This is a genomic window from Streptantibioticus silvisoli (assembly GCF_027947535.2).
GTDB classification, from domain to species: domain Bacteria; phylum Actinomycetota; class Actinomycetes; order Streptomycetales; family Streptomycetaceae; genus Streptantibioticus_C; species Streptantibioticus_C silvisoli.
In genome coordinates this window covers 250,662-269,882 of record NZ_JAAGKO020000003.1, presented here as the reverse complement: position 1 = coordinate 269,882, position 19,221 = coordinate 250,662, and the positions used below count along the sequence as shown (strand labels likewise).

The window sequence follows — 19,221 nt, the reverse complement described above, 5'->3', positions numbered from 1 at the left end:
ACAGACCGCAGAGTCCTCATCGCCCCGCCTGGGGACTCAACCTGCTGACTCCGCCGCCCTCACGCTCGAATCCCGTGAGGGAGCCTTCAGCGTCCCCGCAACTCATCGACGCACCTGATGAACGCCTCCGTATCGGCCAGGTCCGGCAGGGTGCATTCCGCGCCGGCATCCCGGAGTTCGTCCTGGTTGAACTTGCCCGATGCCACCGCGATGACCGGGACGCCGGCGTCGAGCGCGGCGGCGACGTCGGCGGGGGTGTCGCCCACGATGACGGTGTCCTGCTGTCGGATGTCCGTTCCGTAGCGGGTGGAGGCACGCCGCATGGCGAGACGTACCAGGTCCGCCCGTTCGTCGGCGTCCTCGCCGTAACCGCCCGCGGGCCAGTCGATGTGGTGGTCGAGGCCGAAGGCCCGCAGCTTGATCTCCGCCACCGGCCGCACGTTCCCCGTCACCGCCGTCTGCGCGACGTCGTCCATCGCGGCGAGGGATTTCAAGGCCGCCCCCGCACCGGGAAGCGCGTGTCCGGTACGTTGCAGATCTGCGAGCCGGGCGATGTGCCGCTCGGCCAGTTCACGGGCGAACCGTTCGAAGTCGGCTCGGCTCGGGTTCAGGCCGTGGAGTTTGGCGGTCTCCCGGAAGATCACCGCCTCCGTGATGCCGTCGACTCGTGCCTGCCGGAGCATGGGTTGACCGGTAGTCCTTTCGAAGGCTTCACCGGACAGTTCTTCACCGATACCACGCGTGTCGATCAAGGTGTGGTCGATGTCCCACAGGATGAGCCGCACAGTAACGCCCTTTCTGTCGTGCATCGGAAGAGTACGCATGCCCGCACACAAGGGTCACTCTCAGCCGATTGCATGGTTACTCTGACATCGCACGCGGTACGGCGAAGGGGGCCTTCATGACCGGCGAGGCCGCACGCATCGGCCAGCGGATCAGAACCTGGCGCCTCAAACAGGGGCGCAGCCAGGCGGTGATCGCCGGCCTGGTCGGCATCACCGAGGATTACCTCTCGCGCATCGAGCGGGGGCGACGTCTGCCGACCATCCCGGTACTCCTCCTGCTGGCGCGTGAACTGGGCGTCGAGCCCTCGGCGTTGCTCGACGCGGCTGACTCCGAGCAGATCCCGCCCGCCCCGGACGGTTCCATCGATGCCGACGTGGCGGCCTGCCTGCTCCGTGCCGGGGCCACGGGCGAGGCTTGCGTTGTGACCTCCCAGGTGCTGCGCGAGCGCGTCGATGAGGTGTGGCAGCTCTGGCAGACGTCCAGCACCCGGTTCACCGACGCTGCCGCTCTGCTCCCCGCGCTGATCGCGGACGTCGAGTCGGCGCGCAGGCGCGGCGGAACGGAACCGGTCGAACGCCGGGAGACCCACCGTTGCGCCGCCGACCTCTACGGACTCCTGCGCAGCTATTGCCGGCGCACGGGGAGCCGTGACCTCGGACTGCTGGTGGCGGATCGTGCGATGCGAGCGGCGGAGGACGCCGACGATCCCGTGCGCATGGCGGCGGCGACCTGGAACCTCGGCCACATGCTGCTCAACAACGATCAGTCGGACGGCGCCGAGGAGACCGTGGTGCACACCATCGAGAGCTTGTCGCGGCTCCCGGCGTCCCGCGAGGTGGCGGCCCTGATCGGAGCGCTGGAACTGGTGGCCGTGGTCGCCGCCGCCAGACAGCGGCAGTGGTGGCGTGCCAGGGAGCGATTGTCGGCGCAAGCGTTTCCAGCTGCCGAACGGGTCGGTGAGTCGAACGTCCTCGGAACCGTCTTCGGGCCCACGAACGTGCAGTTGCACGCGCTGAGCATCGAGATGGAGGCCGGCAACGCATCCGCCGCCCTTCACGTGGCCGACACCATCGAGACCGGCCACCTGCCGATCGAACGGCGGTTCACCTTCCTGCTGGAAGTCGCCCGGTGCTACGACCTCGACCGGGACGACGCCGGAGCGTTCGTCACCCTGCTGGACATCGAGCAGATGGCCCCCGAGGACCTGACGCGGAGCCCGCTCGCACGCGAGATCATCACCGACCTTCGCAACCGGAGCACCCGCACCTACCGTCGGCAGATCTCCGCCCTTGCCGAACGCGTCGGCATCGCCTGACCCGGACGGATGGTCCACCCGGACTGTGAGTCCGGGTACCGCGCGCTGACCGCTTCCAGCTTTTTCGTCACCCCACCACTTGAGGGAGTGACACATGCGGGCCGCAGCTGATCCGACGATCCCGCCAGAGGGAGCATCCGTTCCCGCCGGCGTGGAGTGGGACGCCATCCGCACGCCGCGACCGATGGGCCTCGCCGCATTGCGAAGGCTCTCCGCTCCGGAGGGAGCGGTTCTGGTCGATCCGGTCGGCCGGGCGCTGTTCTTCTTCGTCCGTCCGGGCACGGCACAGAACTGGTGCCTGCCTCTCACCGTCGCTCTCGGTAAGGGGCATCTGGTGGAACTGCCGCCCGGAGGACGCGACCGTCCCCCCGGCGCCTACTGGCTTGCGGCCTCCACCTGCCTGGTCCTCACGCTGGCCCGCCCCCTTCACCTCGCCCTGCGGGCCGTCCTCACATCGATGCATTCCACCGAGGAATCCTCATGACCGACTCTCACGGTACGCAGCCAGGCGTCGCGCAATCGGTCCCTGCGGTTGTCGGAGACGGTCCTCGCTCCGCTGATACCTCCGATCCGGTGCTCCTGCACATGTCGTCGCCTCGCACCGAGATCTCCGTCGCCCATCTGCGGGACCAGGCCCTCGCCGTGGTCGTGGGAGCGGGACTTCGGCGGCTCGGGGATGCGGTGCGGCTCGTGATGAGCGAGCTGGCGACGAACGCCGTCCGCTACGGGCAGCATGAGGCGTTCGATGTCCGTGTCAGGAGGTCGGGCAACGGGGTGCGGATCGAGGTCGACGACCGCACCCAGGGCCGCTTCGCCCTCGTCGGGGCGCTGCCCGACGAAACCGCGGAGCAGGGACGCGGCCTGTTGATGGTGGAGGCCGTGGCCCAGGCGTGGGGAACGTCCGCCGACGGGCGCATCACCTGGGCGGACGTCGCTTCGGCAGGCAAATGACGCTTCAGAACATCTGCAGGGCTTGCCCCGCACTCAGCGCTCGCACCACACAACCGAACCCGGCGGCCCGACCATCGACATCGGCCCGACCAACTCCCATCTACCGGAGAACAGACTGTGAGCATTCCACCGTCCACGAAGAACAGCGGTGATGTGTCGGCCGTTTCGCCTCTGGACGGCACGCCGCCCGCGCGACTCGACATCGCCAATGACCTGCTGCGCTGCGCAAAACTGGCGCAGACCGTCCGGTCCATCCCGGACAGCGAGCGCACCGAAGAACAACGCGCCGAGCTGCGCCGGACGAACCGTACGAACACGGAGGCACTGCGCCGCATCGTCGCCGATCACGGTTGGCCGAGCGTCACCCTTGTTGGGCTCGACGCGGGGCACGCCGCGTGGCTGATCGCCCTCCGGTGCGACGACGCGGAGTTCCAAAACGGTGTCCTGCCGCTCCTTGCGGACGCCGTGGCCGCCGACGAAGCCGAATCTGCCTGGTGGGCGCGCATCTACGACCGGTGCTGTGCCCTCACCGGGGTCAAGCAGTGGTTCGGTACGCAGTTCCGCAACGGGCCCGACAGCATCGAAATGTATCCGGTCGATGATCCGGAGAAACGGGACGCCCGCCGGGCGGAGTACGGACTCAGACCTCATCCGGAGAAGACGGCCGAGTTGCGGCAGCGGTACGGGAGGGAGGCGGCATGACGACGGCTGCCCTGCGCATTGATGACGCCGAGTCCCATTCCCAGTGCCCGATGAGTCCCGGTTCGGCGCCGGAGGGCGTCAAGCTGGCGTCGGGAGACCCGAGGTGTCCAGCGGTTCGCGAGACCAGCCGCTTCATCCCGTACATCACCCCGCTCAAGGGCCAACTACCCACCGGGCACGAGCTCATTGTCCCGCGGGATAACGGCTTGGGGGTGATGTTCCGGGACGAGACCCCCGTCGACCGTGACCGGCGGGGCGCGCTGTGGATTCGTACTGCGCCACCGTCCGCGGGACGCCCGATCCCCCTCTACCGGCACGTCCTCCCGCGTCGTACCGGCGAGGCCATGCTCGACATGCGCTGTCAGGGTTGCAACGGCGACCTCGACCGCACCCGTCAGGGAACCCTGTTCTTCGTCAAACCGGACGAAACCCGTCGCAACCTCAACTGGCCCGACGTGGAATACACCCACCACCCACCGGTATGCCTGCCCTGCGCCCGCGAAGCGCTGCTCGAATGCTCCTTCGCCCAGAAGGCTCCGGCTCTGCGCGTCCGCAACCCCCGCCCCTGGGGCATCTTCGGCATCTGCTTCCGCCCCGGCACCGACGGATCACTCGAACTGGTCCGCGAGATCGACCGCTGCGTCTACGACGACCTGAAGCTGCTGCCGTGGATGGTCGCCCTTCAACCGCTGGCCAAGCTGAGCCGCTGCACCGTGGTCGACATCCGGGCCGAACTTGCCGCAGCAGGACTGTAGATCCCGGCCAAGGCATCGCGCCGCCGGATACGACAGGCACCACCAAGGAGGGGACGTGAACACGCAAGCCCTGACGGGAGTCGGCCCGGTCCGGGAAGAACCGGACGCCGTGGCCAGGCTGGCCGGGGCCGTCCTCGGGGCCTGGCGGCGGCGCAGCGGACTCAGCCGTGAGGACTTCGGCCGGCGCAGCGGCTACAGCGCGGAGCTGGTCTCCTCGGTGGAGATCGGACGCCGAGCCCCCACCACGTCCTACCTGACGGCGGCCGACGACATCTGCGACGCACAGGGCGCGATCACCGCGATGGACCCCCACATCCGCCAACGCCCTCGAACCCGCCCGGAGACTGACCACCGGCACGGCCCCGGTACGGCCTTGTCGTTCTTCGCACCGACCGTGCTGCCCGACCTGTTCCTCACCGACTCCGAAGCCGAGGCCCGCGACAAGGCCGAGCCGCTGGCCGTCGCGGACGAGGACGGGGGCGGGGACGGGGCGGCTGGCCGACGGCGGATTCTCGACGCGGGAAGTCCGATCTGCCTCGTCCTGGACGAGGGCGTCCTGCTCCGCACGCTCGGCGACCGATCAGCACACCACCGACACCTCGCCGATCTCGCGGACCACCCCCGCATCACCGTCCAGGTCCTCCCCCTCGACAGCGGAGAACCCCCGGCCCTGACCTGCCCGGTCACCCTGCTACGCCACGGTGACCGGGCGAGCGGCTTCGTCCACGTCGACACCGGCGTTCACTGGCTCAGGCCGGACGCGGTCCGCGACGTCGAACAGCGCTTCGCCACCCTGCGCCCGACCGCCCTGCCGCCCCGCACCTCACGAGCCCTCGTCCTCGACGCGGCCGACCGGACCGGCCGATGACCGCCGTGCTCGCCTTCATCACCGCCCCGCCCGAACACGACACCCACCAACTCACCGGCTCTTTAGGGTCCCTGGGCGTCAAAACCGTCTTGGCCAAGAGCAGCACCGACCTCGCGCGCGCCGCCACAGCACGGGGAGCCGACCCCGTCGACGCGCTGTGCGAGGCACTGGACGCCCGCGTTGCCACGATCGCCGCCTGCGATCTGCTCGTCGCGGTCCTCGACGGTACCCACCCCGACGTCCTGGTCGACATCGGAATCGCCTACGCCAGTGGCACCGACTGCTACGCCCTCCAGACCCACGGCGAACCCCTCGAAGCACTGCACACCGACATGCTCGACGGACACGCCCGCACCACTCCCGCCCTACTCACTCGCCTACGCCAACACCTGCGCCTGCCCCCGGCCGACAGCAACCCCCTGACGCCGGTCGATGACGCGATGACGCGATGACGCGATGACGCGATGACGATCTTGCGAGTGCTGGAGTCGGCTCGGTTGTCCCATCGAAAAACGGCGGGTCCGGCACGTTCAGGTGGGGGATCAGGCTGGGGAGGGCCAGGCTGGGCAGGACGTAGCGCCACAGGTCGGTGAGCCGTCGATGAGCTCTTGGCGGCCGGTGGGGACGTCGGAAACGAGTGGGACGCCGGTGTAGGGGCCGACGAGGAGGCGTGCAACGCGGGCCGGTTCGGCGGAGGCGACGAGTTCTCCGTCCGCCTTGGCGGCGTCCAGGCCGGACCGTACGGCTCATATGGCCGCCGGTGGCGCCCAGCACCGGGCGTTTGACGTACTCGATGATGTCGGGAGGTCTTCGAGGTCCCGGGGCGCCGGACGAGTCGGTCGAGGTCGTAGAAGATCACGCCGTCGATGGCGCCGCTGGCGAGGTCCGCCAGCCGTTGGCTGAACCGGGGGCGGACCACGACCCAGTCGATGGTGCCGTCGTCCTTGACGACCTTCTTCTTTTTGAACGCGGAGGTGTCGTTCTCCTTATGGACCTGGGCGAACTCCGGCCGGCGCAGGCGGTTGTGGGCGTCGTCGGCGTCCTCCTGCTGGCGGTGACTCCGGCGTCCAGGCCGAAGCGGCCGGAGGAGATGCACGGGGTAGGCGGCGTCGGGCGAGGGGCCTTCGCCGTGCGTGAACCCGACCGGGGATACTCGGACCCATGCGTATCGACTTCGATCCCGAGACCGTGGGACGCAACCCGTTCTACAAGCTCCTCACCGCTGTCGTGGTGCCCCGGCCGATCGCCTGGGTGTCTTCGATCGGCGCGGACGGAACGTCCAATCTGGCCCCGCACTCGTTCTTCTCCGTGGCCTGCGTCAGTCCTCCGATGGTGCAGTTCACGTCGGTGGGGCGGAAGGACACGTTGGTGAACGTGGAGGCTACCGGGGAGTTCGTGGTCTGTCTGGCGCCGGAGGAGTTGGCGCGGGAGATCAACGGGACGGCGACGGACTTTCCGCGCGGGGTGAGTGAGTTCGAGGCGGTCGGGCTCGCGACGGAGCCGAGTCTTCGCGTGAAGCCGCCGCGGGTGGCGGCCTCACCGGTCGCGTTGGAGTGCGTGCTGCACAGCACCGTGAACCTGGGCGACTCCACCGTCGTCTTCGGGCGCGTCGTGCACGCCGCGGTCGCCGAGGAGGTCCTGGTCGACGGGCACCCGGAGGCCAGGCTGATGCGGCCGCTGAGCCGGCTCGGCAAGAACGAGTGGGCGACCGTCGGCGAGTTCAAGGACATCGCCCGCATCCCCTACGACCAGTTGCAGAGCTGACCCCGGCGCCGACCCCGCCGCCGGCCCTGGCCCCGCCCCGGACGACCTGACGCCGCCCTCGATCCCCGTCCCCGCTGCCCCGGCTCCGACTCCGGCCCCGGCTCCGGCTCCGACTCCGACTTCGACTTCGACTTCGGCTCCGGCTCCGACTCCGACTCCGACTCCGCAAGCCTCGGCCCCGCCGTCCCCGCCCGCGCCCCGATGATCTGACCTCCCCCGACCCCGCTGCCTCCGGAAGAACCCCCGCGGAAGAACCCGCCCAGAAGAACTTCCCCGATGGGAAAACCATTCGCCCGCCGCGCCGTTGACCGGCCATCATGGGCGCATGTTCCGGTATCCCTTCATCAGCGCGGTGCCCGCGGTCGCGGGCGCGCCGGGGGCTGCCGTCGAGCGGGGCGCCGAAGCATCGGCCGGCGCGGGCGCGTTTCTCGGCGGCGCCCGAAGGTGACCCTTCCCGGAGAGTTCCGCGGACCCCGCAGGGGGAGGGTCGGCGGGGTCGAGGGGTTCGCGCGCGCTCAACGCGATCCGCGTAGTCGTCGCTGACACGTGATGTCGGTCGATGTCACGCGGTACGACGCGACGTGGCTTGACGCGATCGACGTGTGGGCGCGATTCACGTGAAGCGGTCCGAGGGGACAGCAGCATGTCCAAGCAGGCTTACGTGCGGACCAAGCCGCACCTGAACATCGGCACGATGGGTCACGTCGACCACGGCAAGACCACCCTGACCGCCGCCATCACCAAGGTGCTCAGCGAGAACGGCACCGGCGGCGGCACCTTCGTCCCGTTCGACCGGATCGACCGGGCGCCGGAGGAGTCGGCGCGCGGTATCACGATCAACATCGCGCACGTCGAGTACGAGACCGCCACCCGGCACTACGCGCACGTCGACATGCCCGGCCACGCCGACTTCGTGAAGAACATGATCACCGGTGCCGCGCAGCTGGACGGCGCGATCCTGGTGGTGTCCGCGCTCGACGGGATCATGCCGCAGACCGCTGAACACGTGCTGTTGGCGCGGCAGTTGAGCGTTGAGTACATCGTGGTGGCGCTGAACAAGGCGGACGCCGGCGACCCGGAGCTGACCGACCTGGTGGAGCTGGAGGTGCGCGAACTGCTCGTCCGGCACGGCTACCCGGGCGAGACGCTGCCGGTCGTGCGGGTCTCCGGGCTGCGCGCGCTGGACGGCGACCCGCGGTGGACCGGCGCCGTCGAGGCGCTGCTCGACGCGGTGGACACGTTCGTCCCGGTGCCGGCCCGCTACACCGACGCGCCCTTCCTGCTCAGCGTGGAGAACGTGCTGACCATCACCGGCCGCGGCACCGTGGTGACCGGCGCGGTGGAGCGCGGCAGGGTGCGGGTCGGCGACCGCGTCGAGGTGCTGGGTGCGGAGCTGGAGTCGGTGGTCACCGGCGTCGAGACGTTCGGCAAGCCGATGGAGTGCGCGGAGGCGGGCGACAACGTGGCGTTGCTGCTGCGCGGTGTGCAACGCGAGACGGTGCGGCGCGGTCACGTGGTCGCGGCGCCCGGGAGCGTGCTGCCGAGCAGCCGGTTCACCGCCCGGGTGTTCGTGCTGCCGACCGAGCAGGGCGGGCGCCGCACCCCGGTGTCCACCGGGTACCGGCCGCAGTTCTACATCCGCACCGCGGACGTGGTCGGCGACATCGACCTCGGCGGGACCCTGGTGGCGCGGCCGGGCGACACCGTGGAGATGACGGTGGAGCTGGGACGCGCGGTGCCGTTGGAGCCCGGCCTCGGGTTCGCCGTCCGGGAGGGCGGCCGCACGGTCGCCGCCGGCACGGTGACGTCGGTCGGCTGACCGGATGGTGGCTGGCTGATCGGACCGTCGTACCGGTGACGGCACGCCCGGCGGCGTACCGGCGCACGCCCGGTCGGCGCAGCGGTGACCGCGTTACGGCCGTCGTGACGTCGTCGGCCGCACCCGGTTCGTTCACGGTCCGCCGCGGGGTCGACCCTCGCGGCGGACCGGGGACAATGGCCCGGTGAACGACACGCACGACGACGAGCCCGGCCGGCCCGGCGGAACGTCCGGGGAGAAGCCCGGCCCGGAACCCGGGGGAAAACCTGGTGCGGAACTCGGGGAGCAGCCCGGTGAGGAACCCGGCGGCGGCCCGGACGACCCGCGGACCCCGGTCGGGTGGGACGCCGATTTCGGTGCCGCCCGGCTGCTGCCGGACGTGGACCGGCCCGCGGGGTGGCTGTTGACGGTGGACGGGGCGCCGCAGTCCTATGTCGACCTCGGCGATCCGGAGTACCTGGAGTTCGAGTACGTCCGCCGGCTGGCCTTCGCCGTCGACGCGGCGGCGCCGGCCGGCCGGGCGCTGGACGTGCTGCACCTGGGCGGCGGGGCGATGACCCTGCCGCGTTACGTGGCCGCCACCCGGCCGGGGTCGCGGCAGGAGGTCGTCGAGGCGGACCGCGCCCTGGCCGCCCTCGTGGCGGAACACCTGCCGCTCGCCCCGGACCACGGCGTCACGATCCGCACCGGCGACGCCCGCGACCTGGTCGAACGGGAACCGGCCGGGGCGTACGACCTCGTGGTGGCCGACGTCTTCGGCGGCTCGCGGGTGCCGGCGCACCTGACGTCGGTGGAGTACCTGCGGTCGGCGGAACGGGTCCTGCGTCCCGACGGGCTCTACCTCGCGAACCTGGCCGACGGCGCGCCGTTCGCCTTCCTCAAGCCCCAACTGGCGACGCTGGCAGCGGTTTTCGAGCACGTCTGCCTGCTGGCCGAACCGGGGGTGCTGCGCGGACGGCGGTTCGGCAACGCGGTCGTCGTCGCCGGTCACCGTGAGCCTCCGGTGGCCGCGATGGCCCGCCGCGCCGCCTCCGACGCCTTCCCCGCCCGCGTCGAACACGGCGAGTCCCTGCGGAAGTTCACCGGTGCGGCCCGCCCGGTCCACGACCCCGACGCCGTGCGGTCCCCGGCCCCGCCCGCCGGAGCCTTCAGCGTGGGCTGACCCGGATCGCGCCCGCCTTCCGGGCCCGGCCGGCGTACTGACGCTCCGTCAACTCGCGCGGCGCGACGGCATCCTGCTCCCGCTCGCCCCGCACCCCTCCGTCAACTCCCGCAGCGGGACGGCACCCCGCTCCGGCCCCCGCCCCGCCCCCTCCGTCAACTTCCTTGCCCCGCCAGCCCGTTCAGCCACCCCGTCCACGCCTCCGTGGCCACGGCCTCCGCTTTGGCGCCGGACTCCGTTCCCTCCGCCGACGTGGCGAACGCGTGCCGTTCCACGACCACCGTGTCCCGGTAGCCGTGCACCAGCATGTAGAGGGAGTCGGCGGTGCGTACGCCGAGGAAGTCGGGCTCGTGGGCGAACTCGACGACGGCGTCGGCCGGTTCGGCGCGGTCGAGGCCGATGCGGCCGGTGGAGCCGGCGACGGCCGGGCCGGTGAGGCCGAACACCTCGGTGAACGCGGCCCAGACAGGGGCCGGGTCGGGCATCGCGGGGCCGGGCAGGAAGAGGTTCCACGCCGAGGTGCGGCCGGTGAAGTGCCGTAGGTGGACGGCGAGTTTGCGCAGGTACATCCCGTCGCCCACGCTCAGCGCGCGGTACTGGTCCTCCCAGTCGTCGCCGAGCAGGCCGTTGTGGACCAGCCGCAGCACCGTGCCGCCGCCGTCGCGCGCCTCGATGAGGTACTCGAACGCCATGAAGGTGCCGTCCGGCCCGGTGTCGCCGCGGTAGGCCAGCCGGCGGCCCGGCTCCCAGGCGGTGACGGTGGACTCCGAGGTGTGGCCGAGCAGGCTGAGGCTGCTGCGCCCGCCCTCGCGCGGTTCGATCTCGTTGCGGCCCATGAACCACGAGTCGATGCCGGGGCCGGTGGCGATGGCCTGCCAGACCTGCTCGGGTGTCGCGTCGAGGGTGATCTCCTCGTCGACTTCGAATTCGTGCGTCATCTCAGCTCTCCAGCCTTTCGTCACGGGGGTGTTCGGACACATCGGTCGCCGGGGCGGTCGTCGGCGTGGTCGCCGGGTCGGTGGCCGGCGCCCCGGGGGTGGGCCGGCCGGTGATGCTCGGGTGCAGGGCGACGACGACGTGGTGGTCGCGGCCGTGCGCGGCGCCGTCGTCGTGGTATTTGGCGACCAGCCCGGTCACCGCGCGGGTCAACTCCTCGGCGAACGCGGCGCGGTCGGCGGCGGTGGCGAAACGGACCGTGCCGTCCAGGGCGAAGGTCGCCACCGGTTTGCCGGCCCGGGCCGAGCCGGAGAGCAGGTCGCCGACGTCCCGGACCAGCCGGGCGGCGAGCGCCAGCAGCCAGCGGGCCGAGAGCCGGTCCGGCGCGCGGTCCGGGTCGGGTTGCACGGCGCCGAGCGCGGCCGGCGAGATGACGTACGAGGCGGCGGTCGCCCGCAGTATCCGCTCGGTGACGTTCCCCTTGCGGCGTTCCTCGACGAGTTCGACCAGGCCGTGCCGTTCCAGCGCCCGCAGGTGGTAGTTCACCTTCTGCCGGGGCAGCCCCACCCGGGCGGCCAGCGCCGTCGCCGATCCCGGCTGTGCCAGCGCCGCCAGCAACTGGGCCCGTACCGGGTCAAGGGAGACCTCGGCCGCCGCCGGGTCCTCGATCACCGCTATGTCGAACATGAGTCCACCCTCGTACCGACAACATTATTTGTCAAGAAAGACAAAGTTGTCGGTACGAGGGTGGGTGCCGACCGCGGGTCAGCGGCCGGGAGGTGGCGTCGTACGGCTCAGACGGTGGCGATCTGGTCGGCGGGGGCCTCCAGCTCGGCGGCCTCGGCCTCGGCGAGCCGGATCTCGGCCTGCACGTCGATGGACCGGGCGAACCACCAGTAGAGCAGGCCGGACACCGGCAGGCCGACGAACAGCGAGATGTCCGCGCCGCCCAGCGCCTTGGCGGCCGAACCGACGAAGAGCGTGCCGACCGAGAAGAACGGCACCATCGCGCCGAAGCCGATCAGGTACGCGGTGATGCCGCGCCAGCCCCAACGGCCGTAGATGCCGCGGGGGTTGAAGATCTCGGCGATGACGTAGTGGCCGCGGCGCACCACGTAGTAGTCCATGAGGTTCACCGCGGTCCACGGGATGAACAGGTAGAGGACCACCAGCAGGAAGTTCTGGAAGTTGGTGAGGAAGTCGGAGGTGGCCACCAGTGCGCCGCCCAGGGACAGCGCGGCCGTCACGACCAGCGTGGTGAGCCGGGCGCGCAGGGTGGGCTTGATGCGGCGTATCGAGTCGGTCGCGCTGATCAGCGTCAGCGAACCGCCGTACATGTTCAGCGCCGTCACCGACACCAGGCCCAGCGCCGCCACGACCAGCACGATCGCGCCGAATCCGTGGAAGACCTTGTCGCCGGCCTTGTCGATGGAGCCGATCGTGTCGAAGTCCTTGCCCGCCCAGGCCGCCAGCAGGCAGCCCAGCACCATCATCCACGCCCCGCCGATCGCCGAGCCGAAGTACGTCCACAGGAACGTCTTGCGCACGGTCACCTTCGGCGGCAGGTAACGCGAGTAGTCCGAGACGTAGATGGCCCAGCTGATCTGGTAACCGGCCACCACGCCGAACTGCGCGAGGAACGGCGTCCACTTGAAGCCGCCGAGGTCGAACGAGCCCGCCGGGTAGTGCAGGGTCAGCAGCACGCCCACGCTGAAGATGCCGAAGACCAGCAGCACGGCATACGTCAGGAACTGTTCGGCGCGGTGAATGATGTCGTAGCCGATGAGCGCGATGACCAGGGCCACGATCGTGACGGCGACCACCCACCATTTAACGCTGCCGTGCGCGGTGTGGCTCACCGACTGGCCGGCCAGAATGGTGTTGAAGACATTGAAACCGGCGTATTGGACGTATGCGAAAAGCCATACCAGAAGCGCGCCGATGTAACCGAATTGAGGGCGGGACTGGATCATCTGCGGCAGCCCGAGCTGCGGGCCCTGCGCCGAGTGGAATGCCATGAAGAAGGTGCCCAGCACGGTGCCGGACACGATGGCTATCAGCGACCAGATCAGGTTGCCGCCGGTCGTGATGCTCACCAGGCCGACGGCCAGCGTCGCGATCTGCGCGTTGGACATGAACCACAGTGGACCGAGATGCCACAGTTTGCCGTGGCGCTCATTCAGCGGAACGTAGTCGATGGATCGTGTCTCTAGTCCGGAAACCCGGGGTTCTGTCGTTGTCATGCCGCCTCCTCGGACGGAAATCAGCCAGTGCGGAGCCACATTCACCCCGAGGAGACGGCGCGGGTCAAGTAATTCCGGCATCGATGCGAAACCGGAACCGGAATGAAATCCGATCCCTCGGCTGCCTCACGAGGTCGGGCGGATGCTTCCCTCGATCAGCTTGATGACGTCCTGCTGCGGGGTCGCCGGTGCCCCGGTCCCGGTCCAGAACACCCATTCCGACATCATGTGGTGATAACCGCGCCACGCGATCGCCTGCACTTCGCCGTTTTTCGGGCAGGTGCCGCCCGACTGGGAGAACGTCTCCGTGGCGGTGGCCAGCGTCCCCTTGATGCCGTGCGCGTTGGAGAACGGGGCCGAATCGAGCTTCAGCTTCCCCTTGGAGTGTTTCGCGCCGCCGAATCCGTTCGACGCCCACGTACGCGCCGCGTTCTCGGCCGCCGAACGGGAGTCGGCGGCCTTCGTGTCGTTACGGGTGCCGGCCCCCGCCAGCCCGTTGGAGCCGCCGCAGGTGGGACCGCCCAGCAGGGCGACCGCGTTCACCCCGATCTTCACCGCGCCGTCCGGGTCCTGGATGTACTCGGCGAACGACGGCGTCTGGAGTTTCCACTCCGGCGGCACGTCGAAGGCCACCTGCCGCTGCCCGTCCACCATCGTCTTCCAGCCCGGCACCACCGGCTTGGCCGCGCCGGAGTGCAGCGTGTCGGTCTGCGCGGGGTCCGGCGTGGGGGAGGCCGACGTGCTGGGCGAGTGCGACGCGGCCGGCCCGGCCCACGGCAGGCGGTGGCCCCCGCCGCTGAACACCGCCACGGACACCCCGGCCGCGACGAGCACAACGGCGGCGGCGACCGAGATGGCTATCGCGGCGTTGCGGCGCCCGGACCTCCCGGCGCTCACCGGGTCCTGCGGCCGGATACCGCCGGAGTATTGGGGCGGGGGCGCGGCGGGGGACGCGAAGCCCTGGACGGGCGGCTGCCCGGGGGCGTTCCACGGTTGGGGTTGCGGCGGGACGGGGCCGTAGGGGGAGGGCGGCTGGTACGGGCCCTGTGGCCCGGCCGGTCCGGAGGGTTGCGAGGGCGGGGGCGAACTCGGCTGCTGCTGCGGGAAGTCGCGCTCGTCGCGCTCCCCACCGGACTGCTGATCTCCAGGCCACATGGCGCGACACCCTACGCCGGGGGGGGGGGGGGCGGGTTGGGGGGTGGGGGGTTTTGTGGGTAGGGGGGCGGGGGGCCTTGGGTGGCGGGGGGCGGGGGGGGGGGTATGGGACCGGGTGGGGTGGTAAAGGCGGGGGGGGTGGAACGGGAAGGGATCGGGAGGAGAGTGCGGGGCCGGGAGCGGATCGGAGCGAGGGCCGGGGCCGGGGCCAGGGGGTGTCGGGACCGGGGGAGGGGCAGGGGACAAGGAAGCTACCGGCTGGTAACCTCCGGGCATGTCTGAGACGCTGCCGTCGATCGGCGAGATGCTCGCGGCCACCGTGCCGATGGTCCGCACCCTCAACCTGGAGTTCCTCGACGCCACCGCGGAACGCGCGGTGCTGCGCCTGCCGGACCAGCCCGACTTCCACAACCACGTCGGCGGCCCGCACGCCGGTGCGATGTTCACCCTGGCCGAGTCCGCCAGCGGCGCGATCGTGCTCGCCGCCTTCGGTGACCAGCTCTCCCGTGCCGTGCCGCTCGCGGTGCGCGCCGAGATCGGCTACAAGAAGCTCGCCAAGGGCCAGGTCACCGCCACCGCCACCCTCGGCCGCCCGGTCGCCGACATCCTCGCCGAACTCGACGCCGGACAGCGCCCCGAGTTCCCCGTCAAGGTCGCGATCACCCGCGAGGACGGCGACGTGACCGGCGAGATGACGATCATCTGGACCCTGCGCCCCAACTCCTGACCCGAAGCCGCGTGCCGGGCGACCGCTGACGGGGCCGGCCGCCGACCGGGGCCACCTCGCCGGCCGGGGCGTTCCCACCGGCGGAGCCGACGGCACCCGGCCCGCCGGACACCGCCCGTGGCGGCGTTTCCGTTCGGTGCTTCCGGCCGCATAGGCTGCCGGGACCAGCGGCATGCCGGGGTGCCCGGGGAAGGAAGCGGCCTTGCACGTTCAGGAATGGCTCCAGCACATTCCGCCGATCGTCGCGTACCTGACGGTCGCGGTGGTGATCGGGATCGAGAGCCTGGGCATTCCGCTGCCCGGCGAGATCATCCTGGTCAGCGCCTCACTGCTGGCGGTGCACGGCACCGTCTCCCCGGTGGCGGTCGGCGTCAGCGCGGTGATCGGCGCGGTGGTCGGCGACTCGATCGGCTATGCGATCGGCCACCGCTACGGCGAGGCGATGTTCGTCCGGCTCGGCCGCCGCTTCCCCCGGCACTTCGGCGACGAGCAGATCCAGCGCGCCGAGCGGCTCTTCCAGCGCTGGGGCATGTGGGCGGTCTTCTTCGGCCGGTTCATCGCCTTCCTGCGCATCTTCGCCGGCCCGTTGTCCGGCGTCCTGCGCATGCCGTACTGGAAGTTCCTCATCGCCAACCTCCTCGGCGGCATCGCCTGGGCCGGTGGCACCACCGCCGCGGTCTACTACCTCGGCATCGTCGCCGAGACCTGGCTCAAGGACTTCTCCTACGCGGGCCTGGCCGCCGTCGTCGTGGTGATCGCCGCGGTCGTCCTCGTCGTCCGCCACCGCGCCAAGTCCCGCGCCGCCCGCGACGGCGACTCCGGTTCGGCGGGCGACAACGGCAAACGGGTCCGTACGCGCGGGCAGTAGGAAGCGGCCGCGCGGCGGTAACGGGCGAATCGTGGGCGGAGCGACTCCCGCGACGGCTTCCGTCCTGGCGGAACCCGGAACCCGGAACCCGGAATCCGGTCAGGTCAGCCCGGAGGCGGAACCCGGAATCCCGGACGCGGAACATGAAGCCGGTGAGTCGGCCCGGCGGCGCGCTCGCGGTCGGTTACGGGTGGATCTTGCGGCCCTCGGCGAGCATGCGCACGTATTTCTCGATGCGGCGGGCCCGGGTCTCCGGCCTTTTGGCCTCCTGGACCCGGTAGAGGACCGCGTAACGGTTGGTCCGGTCGAGGGTCTCGAAGAACGCGGCGGCCGCGGGGTCGGCGGACAGCGCGGCGGCGAGGTCGTCGGGCACGGTGGCGGTGCGGGAGCCGTCGTAGGCGGCGTCCCAGCGGCCGTCGGCCTTGGCGCGTTCCACCTCGGCCAGACCGGCGGGACGCATCCGGCCCTGGTCGATGAGGGCGGTCGCCTTGTCGCGGTTGATCTTCGACCACGCGCCGCGCGCGGCCCGCCGGGTGAACCGCTGGAGCCACCACGCGTCGTCGAGCGCGCCCTTGCGGCCGTCGATCCAGCCGAAGCACAGAGCGACGTCCAGGGCCTGCGCGTAGTCGAACGGGACCGGGCCCGCCGTCTTCTTGCGCAGCTTGAGCCAGACACCGGCCGATGTCGCGTGGTGCTCGGCGAGCCAGTCCGCGAACGCGTCGGCGGAGTCGAAGACGACGATCTCGCGGTCGACGCCGGTCCCCTGCGCTGCCCCCGCCCCTGTCCCATCACCCATGCCTCGCAGTGAACCACAGGGCACTGACAATCTCCCCGGCCCGGTCCGCCGGAGCGGTCCGACGTGACTCGGGCCTGCGGCGCGCGGCAGGACGGCGACCACCCCGTGAACCCCGTACGGGCAGCGGTCCCGCACGGCAACCGGGGCCGTGCCGTGTCCCGCGGCGCGCTGTCCGGGCGGCCGGTATCGTGCCGCCCATGCCGACGACCTCGAACTCCTCGCCGACCCCGTACGCCGTCCTGCTGCGCGGGGTCAACGTCGGTGGCCGGGCGAAGGTCGCGATGCCGCGGCTGCGCGAGCTGCTGGCGGACCTCGGCTACGGCGAACCGCGTACGTACCTCAACAGCGGCAACGTCGTCCTGACCGCCGCCACCACCACCGCCACTGCCACCGGCGCCGACGAGGCCGCGCTCGGCGCCGAGCTGGAAGGCGTCATCGAGCAGCACTTCGGGTTCCCGGTGCAGTGCCTGGCGCGGTCCGCCGCCTACCTGCGCTCCGTGATCGACGCCAACCCCTACGCCGAGCAGGCCGCCGCCGACGGCAAGCTCGTGCACGCCACCTTCCTGTCCGGCGCGATCGACGGTGAACGGCTGTCCGCCGTACCGCCGGAGCAGTTCGCGCCGGAGGACTACCGCGTCGGCGACCGGGTGATCTACCTCAGCCTGCCGAACGGCCTCGGCCGCTCCAAGCTCGCCGTCTCCCTCGCCCGCCCCGCACTGCTGAAGGGCGTCACCGCGACCACCCGCAACTGGAACACCGTCGTCAAGCTTGCCGAACTCATGGGCGCCTGAACGCAGTTCGGGCCCTCCGGACCTTCCGCCCCACCCCCGGACCGCGCGGCGGGACCGCGCGGCGCCTGAACGCACTTCGGGCCTCCGGAGCGCTCCGCGCCGAGGCGTCGGCTGTCGCGAAGTTCTCAACTCACATGGTGCGACAGCTGGTTCACCGCCTGGCGGGCGGACCGGCGGGACTGCGGACGCCGGGCGGGCCGCGTACGGAACGTCATTCGCCGGCATCGAGGCGGCTGAGGACGCGGTGGAAGACGGTGGTGAGGGTGCTCAGCTCCTCGGGGCTGAGGTCGTCGATCAGCAGCCGCCGGACCGTTGCCACGTGCTGCGGCGCCGCCTGCTCGATCGCGGTGCGGCCGGCCGCGGTCAGCACGATGAAGGCGCCGCGTGCGTCGGACGGGCACTCCGCCCGGCTGACCAGGCCGCGCCCCTCCATGCGGCGTACGTGGTGCGAGACCCGGCTCTTCTCCCACTGCATCGCGCGGGCGAGTTCGAGTATCCGCAGCCGCTGCTCCGGTGTGTCGGTCAGGTGGACCAGGACCTCGAAATCCGACAGCGACAGCTCGGAGTCGGTCTGGAGCTGCTGGTTCAGCCGGGCGTTGAGCCGGCCCTGCATGACGACGTAGGCGCGCCACGCGCGCTGCTGGTCGTCGGCGAGCCATCGGGGATCCGTCATGGAACCATCCTAGACAGTGGTTGACACGTCACCTAGGCCGAGTAATGTGTGAACTATCAACTACTTCGTTGGTTCCGAATCGAGGGAGAAGACCATGAGTGATGTGACCACCCACCCCGAGCTGACCGGTGAATACACCCTGGACCCCTCGCACAGCCGCATCGGGTTCGTCGCCCGCCACGCGATGGTGACCAAGGTCCGCGGCTCGTTCAACGACTTCACCGGCACCCTGGGCATCGACGGCGCCGACCCGGCGAAGTCCACCGCCACCGTCACCATCCGGACCGCCAGCATCGACACCCGTAGTGCCGACCGCGACGGTCACCTGCGCAGCGGCGACTTCCTGTCCGCCGACGAGCACCCCACCATCAGCTTCACCTCGACGGCCATGACCCCGACCGGCGAGGACGGCTACGACGTCACCGGCGACCTCACCATCAAGGGCGTCACCCGGTCGGTGACCGTCCCCTTCGAGTTCGAGGGCAGCGCCAAGGACCCCTTCGGCAACGACCGCATCGGCTTCGAGGGATCCACCACGATCTCCCGCAAGGACTACGGCATCACCTGGAACGCGGCCCTGGAGACCGGCGGAGTCCTGGTCAGCGACAAGATCACCCTCGAATTCGAACTCTCCGCCGTCAAGTCCGCCTGACGTCCGCCCTTCCCGGGACCGGCTCCGGGCGTCCGACGACCGGCGCCCCGGAACCCGGTGCCGGACGCCCGCCGACACCACCCCGGCCCCGGGGACGCGGCCCCGGGGCCTGACATGGTCCCGGCGCCGGACGCCGGACGTTCCTGAGGCCCGGGTGCCGGATATCCGGTGTTCCGCCGACCGGCCCGGGGCCCCGCCGTGCGCTGCCCGCGGCGGTCCGCGCCGGTCGGCGGGGACCGGCCGAACCGGCGTGATCAT

The 19,221-nt window shown here is 70.9% G+C and carries 21 protein-coding genes; 14 read left to right on the top strand and 7 right to left on the bottom strand.

Annotated features, from left to right (window positions below):
• Nucleotides 1–86: 86 nt before the first annotated feature.
• Complete coding sequence (locus tag POF43_RS04020; RefSeq protein ID WP_271322710.1) at nucleotides 87–809, bottom strand: HAD family hydrolase; 723 nt, start codon at nucleotides 807–809, stop codon at nucleotides 87–89.
• 92 nt (nucleotides 810–901) lie between these two features.
• On the opposite strand from POF43_RS04020, the gene POF43_RS04015 reads away from it, so the two are divergent.
• The 10 genes from POF43_RS04015 (at nucleotide 902) to POF43_RS03970 (ending at nucleotide 10,122) form a co-directional block, all read left to right on the top strand.
• Nucleotides 902–2,101, top strand: coding sequence for a helix-turn-helix domain-containing protein (locus POF43_RS04015; protein WP_271322711.1), 1,200 nt, complete (start codon nucleotides 902–904; stop codon nucleotides 2,099–2,101).
• Between the two features lie 94 nt (nucleotides 2,102–2,195).
• Nucleotides 2,196–2,585, top strand: a complete 390-nt coding sequence (locus tag POF43_RS04010) for a hypothetical protein (protein WP_271313472.1) — start codon at nucleotides 2,196–2,198, stop codon at nucleotides 2,583–2,585.
• Nucleotides 2,586–2,674: 89 nt separating this feature from the next.
• On the top strand, nucleotides 2,675–3,052 hold the full coding sequence (locus POF43_RS04005; RefSeq protein WP_271322712.1) for an ATP-binding protein: 378 nt from the start codon (nucleotides 2,675–2,677) through the stop codon (nucleotides 3,050–3,052).
• A gap of 117 nt (nucleotides 3,053–3,169) precedes the next feature.
• The gene (locus POF43_RS04000) at nucleotides 3,170–3,754 is read left to right on the top strand and encodes a DUF6624 domain-containing protein (protein ID WP_271322713.1); all 585 of its coding nucleotides are present in this window, start codon (nucleotides 3,170–3,172) and stop codon (nucleotides 3,752–3,754) included.
• A complete protein-coding gene (locus POF43_RS03995) occupies nucleotides 3,751–4,509 on the top strand; it encodes a hypothetical protein (RefSeq protein WP_271322714.1) in 759 nt (252 codons plus the stop codon). Before POF43_RS04000 ends, POF43_RS03995 begins: the two co-directional genes overlap by 4 nt.
• 55 nt (nucleotides 4,510–4,564) lie before the next feature.
• Nucleotides 4,565–5,377 carry a Scr1 family TA system antitoxin-like transcriptional regulator gene (locus POF43_RS03990; RefSeq protein WP_271322715.1) on the top strand — a complete coding sequence of 271 codons (813 nt, stop codon included), beginning with the start codon at nucleotides 4,565–4,567 and terminating at the stop codon, nucleotides 5,375–5,377.
• Nucleotides 5,374–5,829 (top strand): TIR domain-containing protein, encoded by a 456-nt coding sequence (locus POF43_RS03985; RefSeq protein ID WP_282704403.1) that lies wholly within the window; start codon nucleotides 5,374–5,376, stop codon nucleotides 5,827–5,829. Before POF43_RS03990 ends, POF43_RS03985 begins: the two co-directional genes overlap by 4 nt.
• Before the next feature lie 709 nt (nucleotides 5,830–6,538).
• A complete protein-coding gene (locus tag POF43_RS03980) occupies nucleotides 6,539–7,141 on the top strand; it encodes a flavin reductase family protein (protein WP_271322717.1) in 603 nt (200 codons plus the stop codon).
• Between the two features lie 643 nt (nucleotides 7,142–7,784).
• The gene (gene tuf, locus POF43_RS03975) at nucleotides 7,785–8,960 is read left to right on the top strand and encodes an elongation factor Tu (RefSeq protein WP_271325574.1); all 1,176 of its coding nucleotides are present in this window, start codon (nucleotides 7,785–7,787) and stop codon (nucleotides 8,958–8,960) included.
• A 367-nt stretch (nucleotides 8,961–9,327) separates the two neighbouring features.
• Nucleotides 9,328–10,122 carry a spermidine synthase gene (locus POF43_RS03970; protein WP_271325575.1) on the top strand — a complete coding sequence of 265 codons (795 nt, stop codon included), beginning with the start codon at nucleotides 9,328–9,330 and terminating at the stop codon, nucleotides 10,120–10,122.
• Between the two features lie 155 nt (nucleotides 10,123–10,277).
• Here the strand turns inward: POF43_RS03970 and POF43_RS03965 are convergent, their stop codons facing one another.
• The 4 genes from POF43_RS03965 to POF43_RS03950 form a co-directional block, all read right to left on the bottom strand.
• On the bottom strand, nucleotides 10,278–11,060 hold the full coding sequence (locus POF43_RS03965; protein WP_282704402.1) for an SRPBCC family protein: 783 nt from the start codon (nucleotides 11,058–11,060) through the stop codon (nucleotides 10,278–10,280).
• Between the two features lies 1 nt (nucleotide 11,061).
• Complete coding sequence (locus POF43_RS03960) at nucleotides 11,062–11,745, bottom strand: ArsR/SmtB family transcription factor (protein ID WP_271325296.1); 684 nt, start codon at nucleotides 11,743–11,745, stop codon at nucleotides 11,062–11,064.
• 107 nt (nucleotides 11,746–11,852) lie between these two features.
• A complete protein-coding gene (locus POF43_RS03955) occupies nucleotides 11,853–13,301 on the bottom strand; it encodes a purine-cytosine permease family protein (RefSeq protein WP_271317763.1) in 1,449 nt (482 codons plus the stop codon).
• 126 nt (nucleotides 13,302–13,427) lie between these two features.
• Nucleotides 13,428–14,456 carry a DUF8017 domain-containing protein gene (locus tag POF43_RS03950; protein ID WP_282704401.1) on the bottom strand — a complete coding sequence of 343 codons (1,029 nt, stop codon included), beginning with the start codon at nucleotides 14,454–14,456 and terminating at the stop codon, nucleotides 13,428–13,430.
• A 274-nt stretch (nucleotides 14,457–14,730) separates the two neighbouring features.
• Between POF43_RS03950 and POF43_RS03945 the strand changes: the two genes are divergently transcribed.
• Both POF43_RS03945 and POF43_RS03940 read left to right on the top strand, forming a co-directional pair.
• Entirely contained in the window at nucleotides 14,731–15,183 is a 453-nt protein-coding gene (locus tag POF43_RS03945; protein ID WP_271317162.1) for a DUF4442 domain-containing protein, read from the top strand.
• 202 nt (nucleotides 15,184–15,385) lie between these two features.
• Nucleotides 15,386–16,051 (top strand): DedA family protein, encoded by a 666-nt coding sequence (locus POF43_RS03940; RefSeq protein ID WP_271317163.1) that lies wholly within the window; start codon nucleotides 15,386–15,388, stop codon nucleotides 16,049–16,051.
• Between the two features lie 184 nt (nucleotides 16,052–16,235).
• On the opposite strand, the gene POF43_RS03935 is transcribed toward POF43_RS03940, so the two are convergent.
• Nucleotides 16,236–16,847, bottom strand: coding sequence for a YdeI/OmpD-associated family protein (locus POF43_RS03935; protein ID WP_271324981.1), 612 nt, complete (start codon nucleotides 16,845–16,847; stop codon nucleotides 16,236–16,238).
• A gap of 197 nt (nucleotides 16,848–17,044) precedes the next feature.
• Between POF43_RS03935 and POF43_RS03930 the strand changes: the two genes are divergently transcribed.
• Entirely contained in the window at nucleotides 17,045–17,638 is a 594-nt protein-coding gene (locus POF43_RS03930) for a DUF1697 domain-containing protein (RefSeq protein ID WP_271324982.1), read from the top strand.
• A 211-nt stretch (nucleotides 17,639–17,849) separates the two neighbouring features.
• On the opposite strand, the gene POF43_RS03925 is transcribed toward POF43_RS03930, so the two are convergent.
• The gene (locus POF43_RS03925; RefSeq protein WP_271317166.1) at nucleotides 17,850–18,311 is read right to left on the bottom strand and encodes a MarR family winged helix-turn-helix transcriptional regulator; all 462 of its coding nucleotides are present in this window, start codon (nucleotides 18,309–18,311) and stop codon (nucleotides 17,850–17,852) included.
• 94 nt (nucleotides 18,312–18,405) lie between these two features.
• On the opposite strand from POF43_RS03925, the gene POF43_RS03920 reads away from it, so the two are divergent.
• Nucleotides 18,406–18,963 carry a YceI family protein gene (locus tag POF43_RS03920; RefSeq protein ID WP_271317167.1) on the top strand — a complete coding sequence of 186 codons (558 nt, stop codon included), beginning with the start codon at nucleotides 18,406–18,408 and terminating at the stop codon, nucleotides 18,961–18,963.
• Nucleotides 18,964–19,221: the final 258 nt, after the last annotated feature.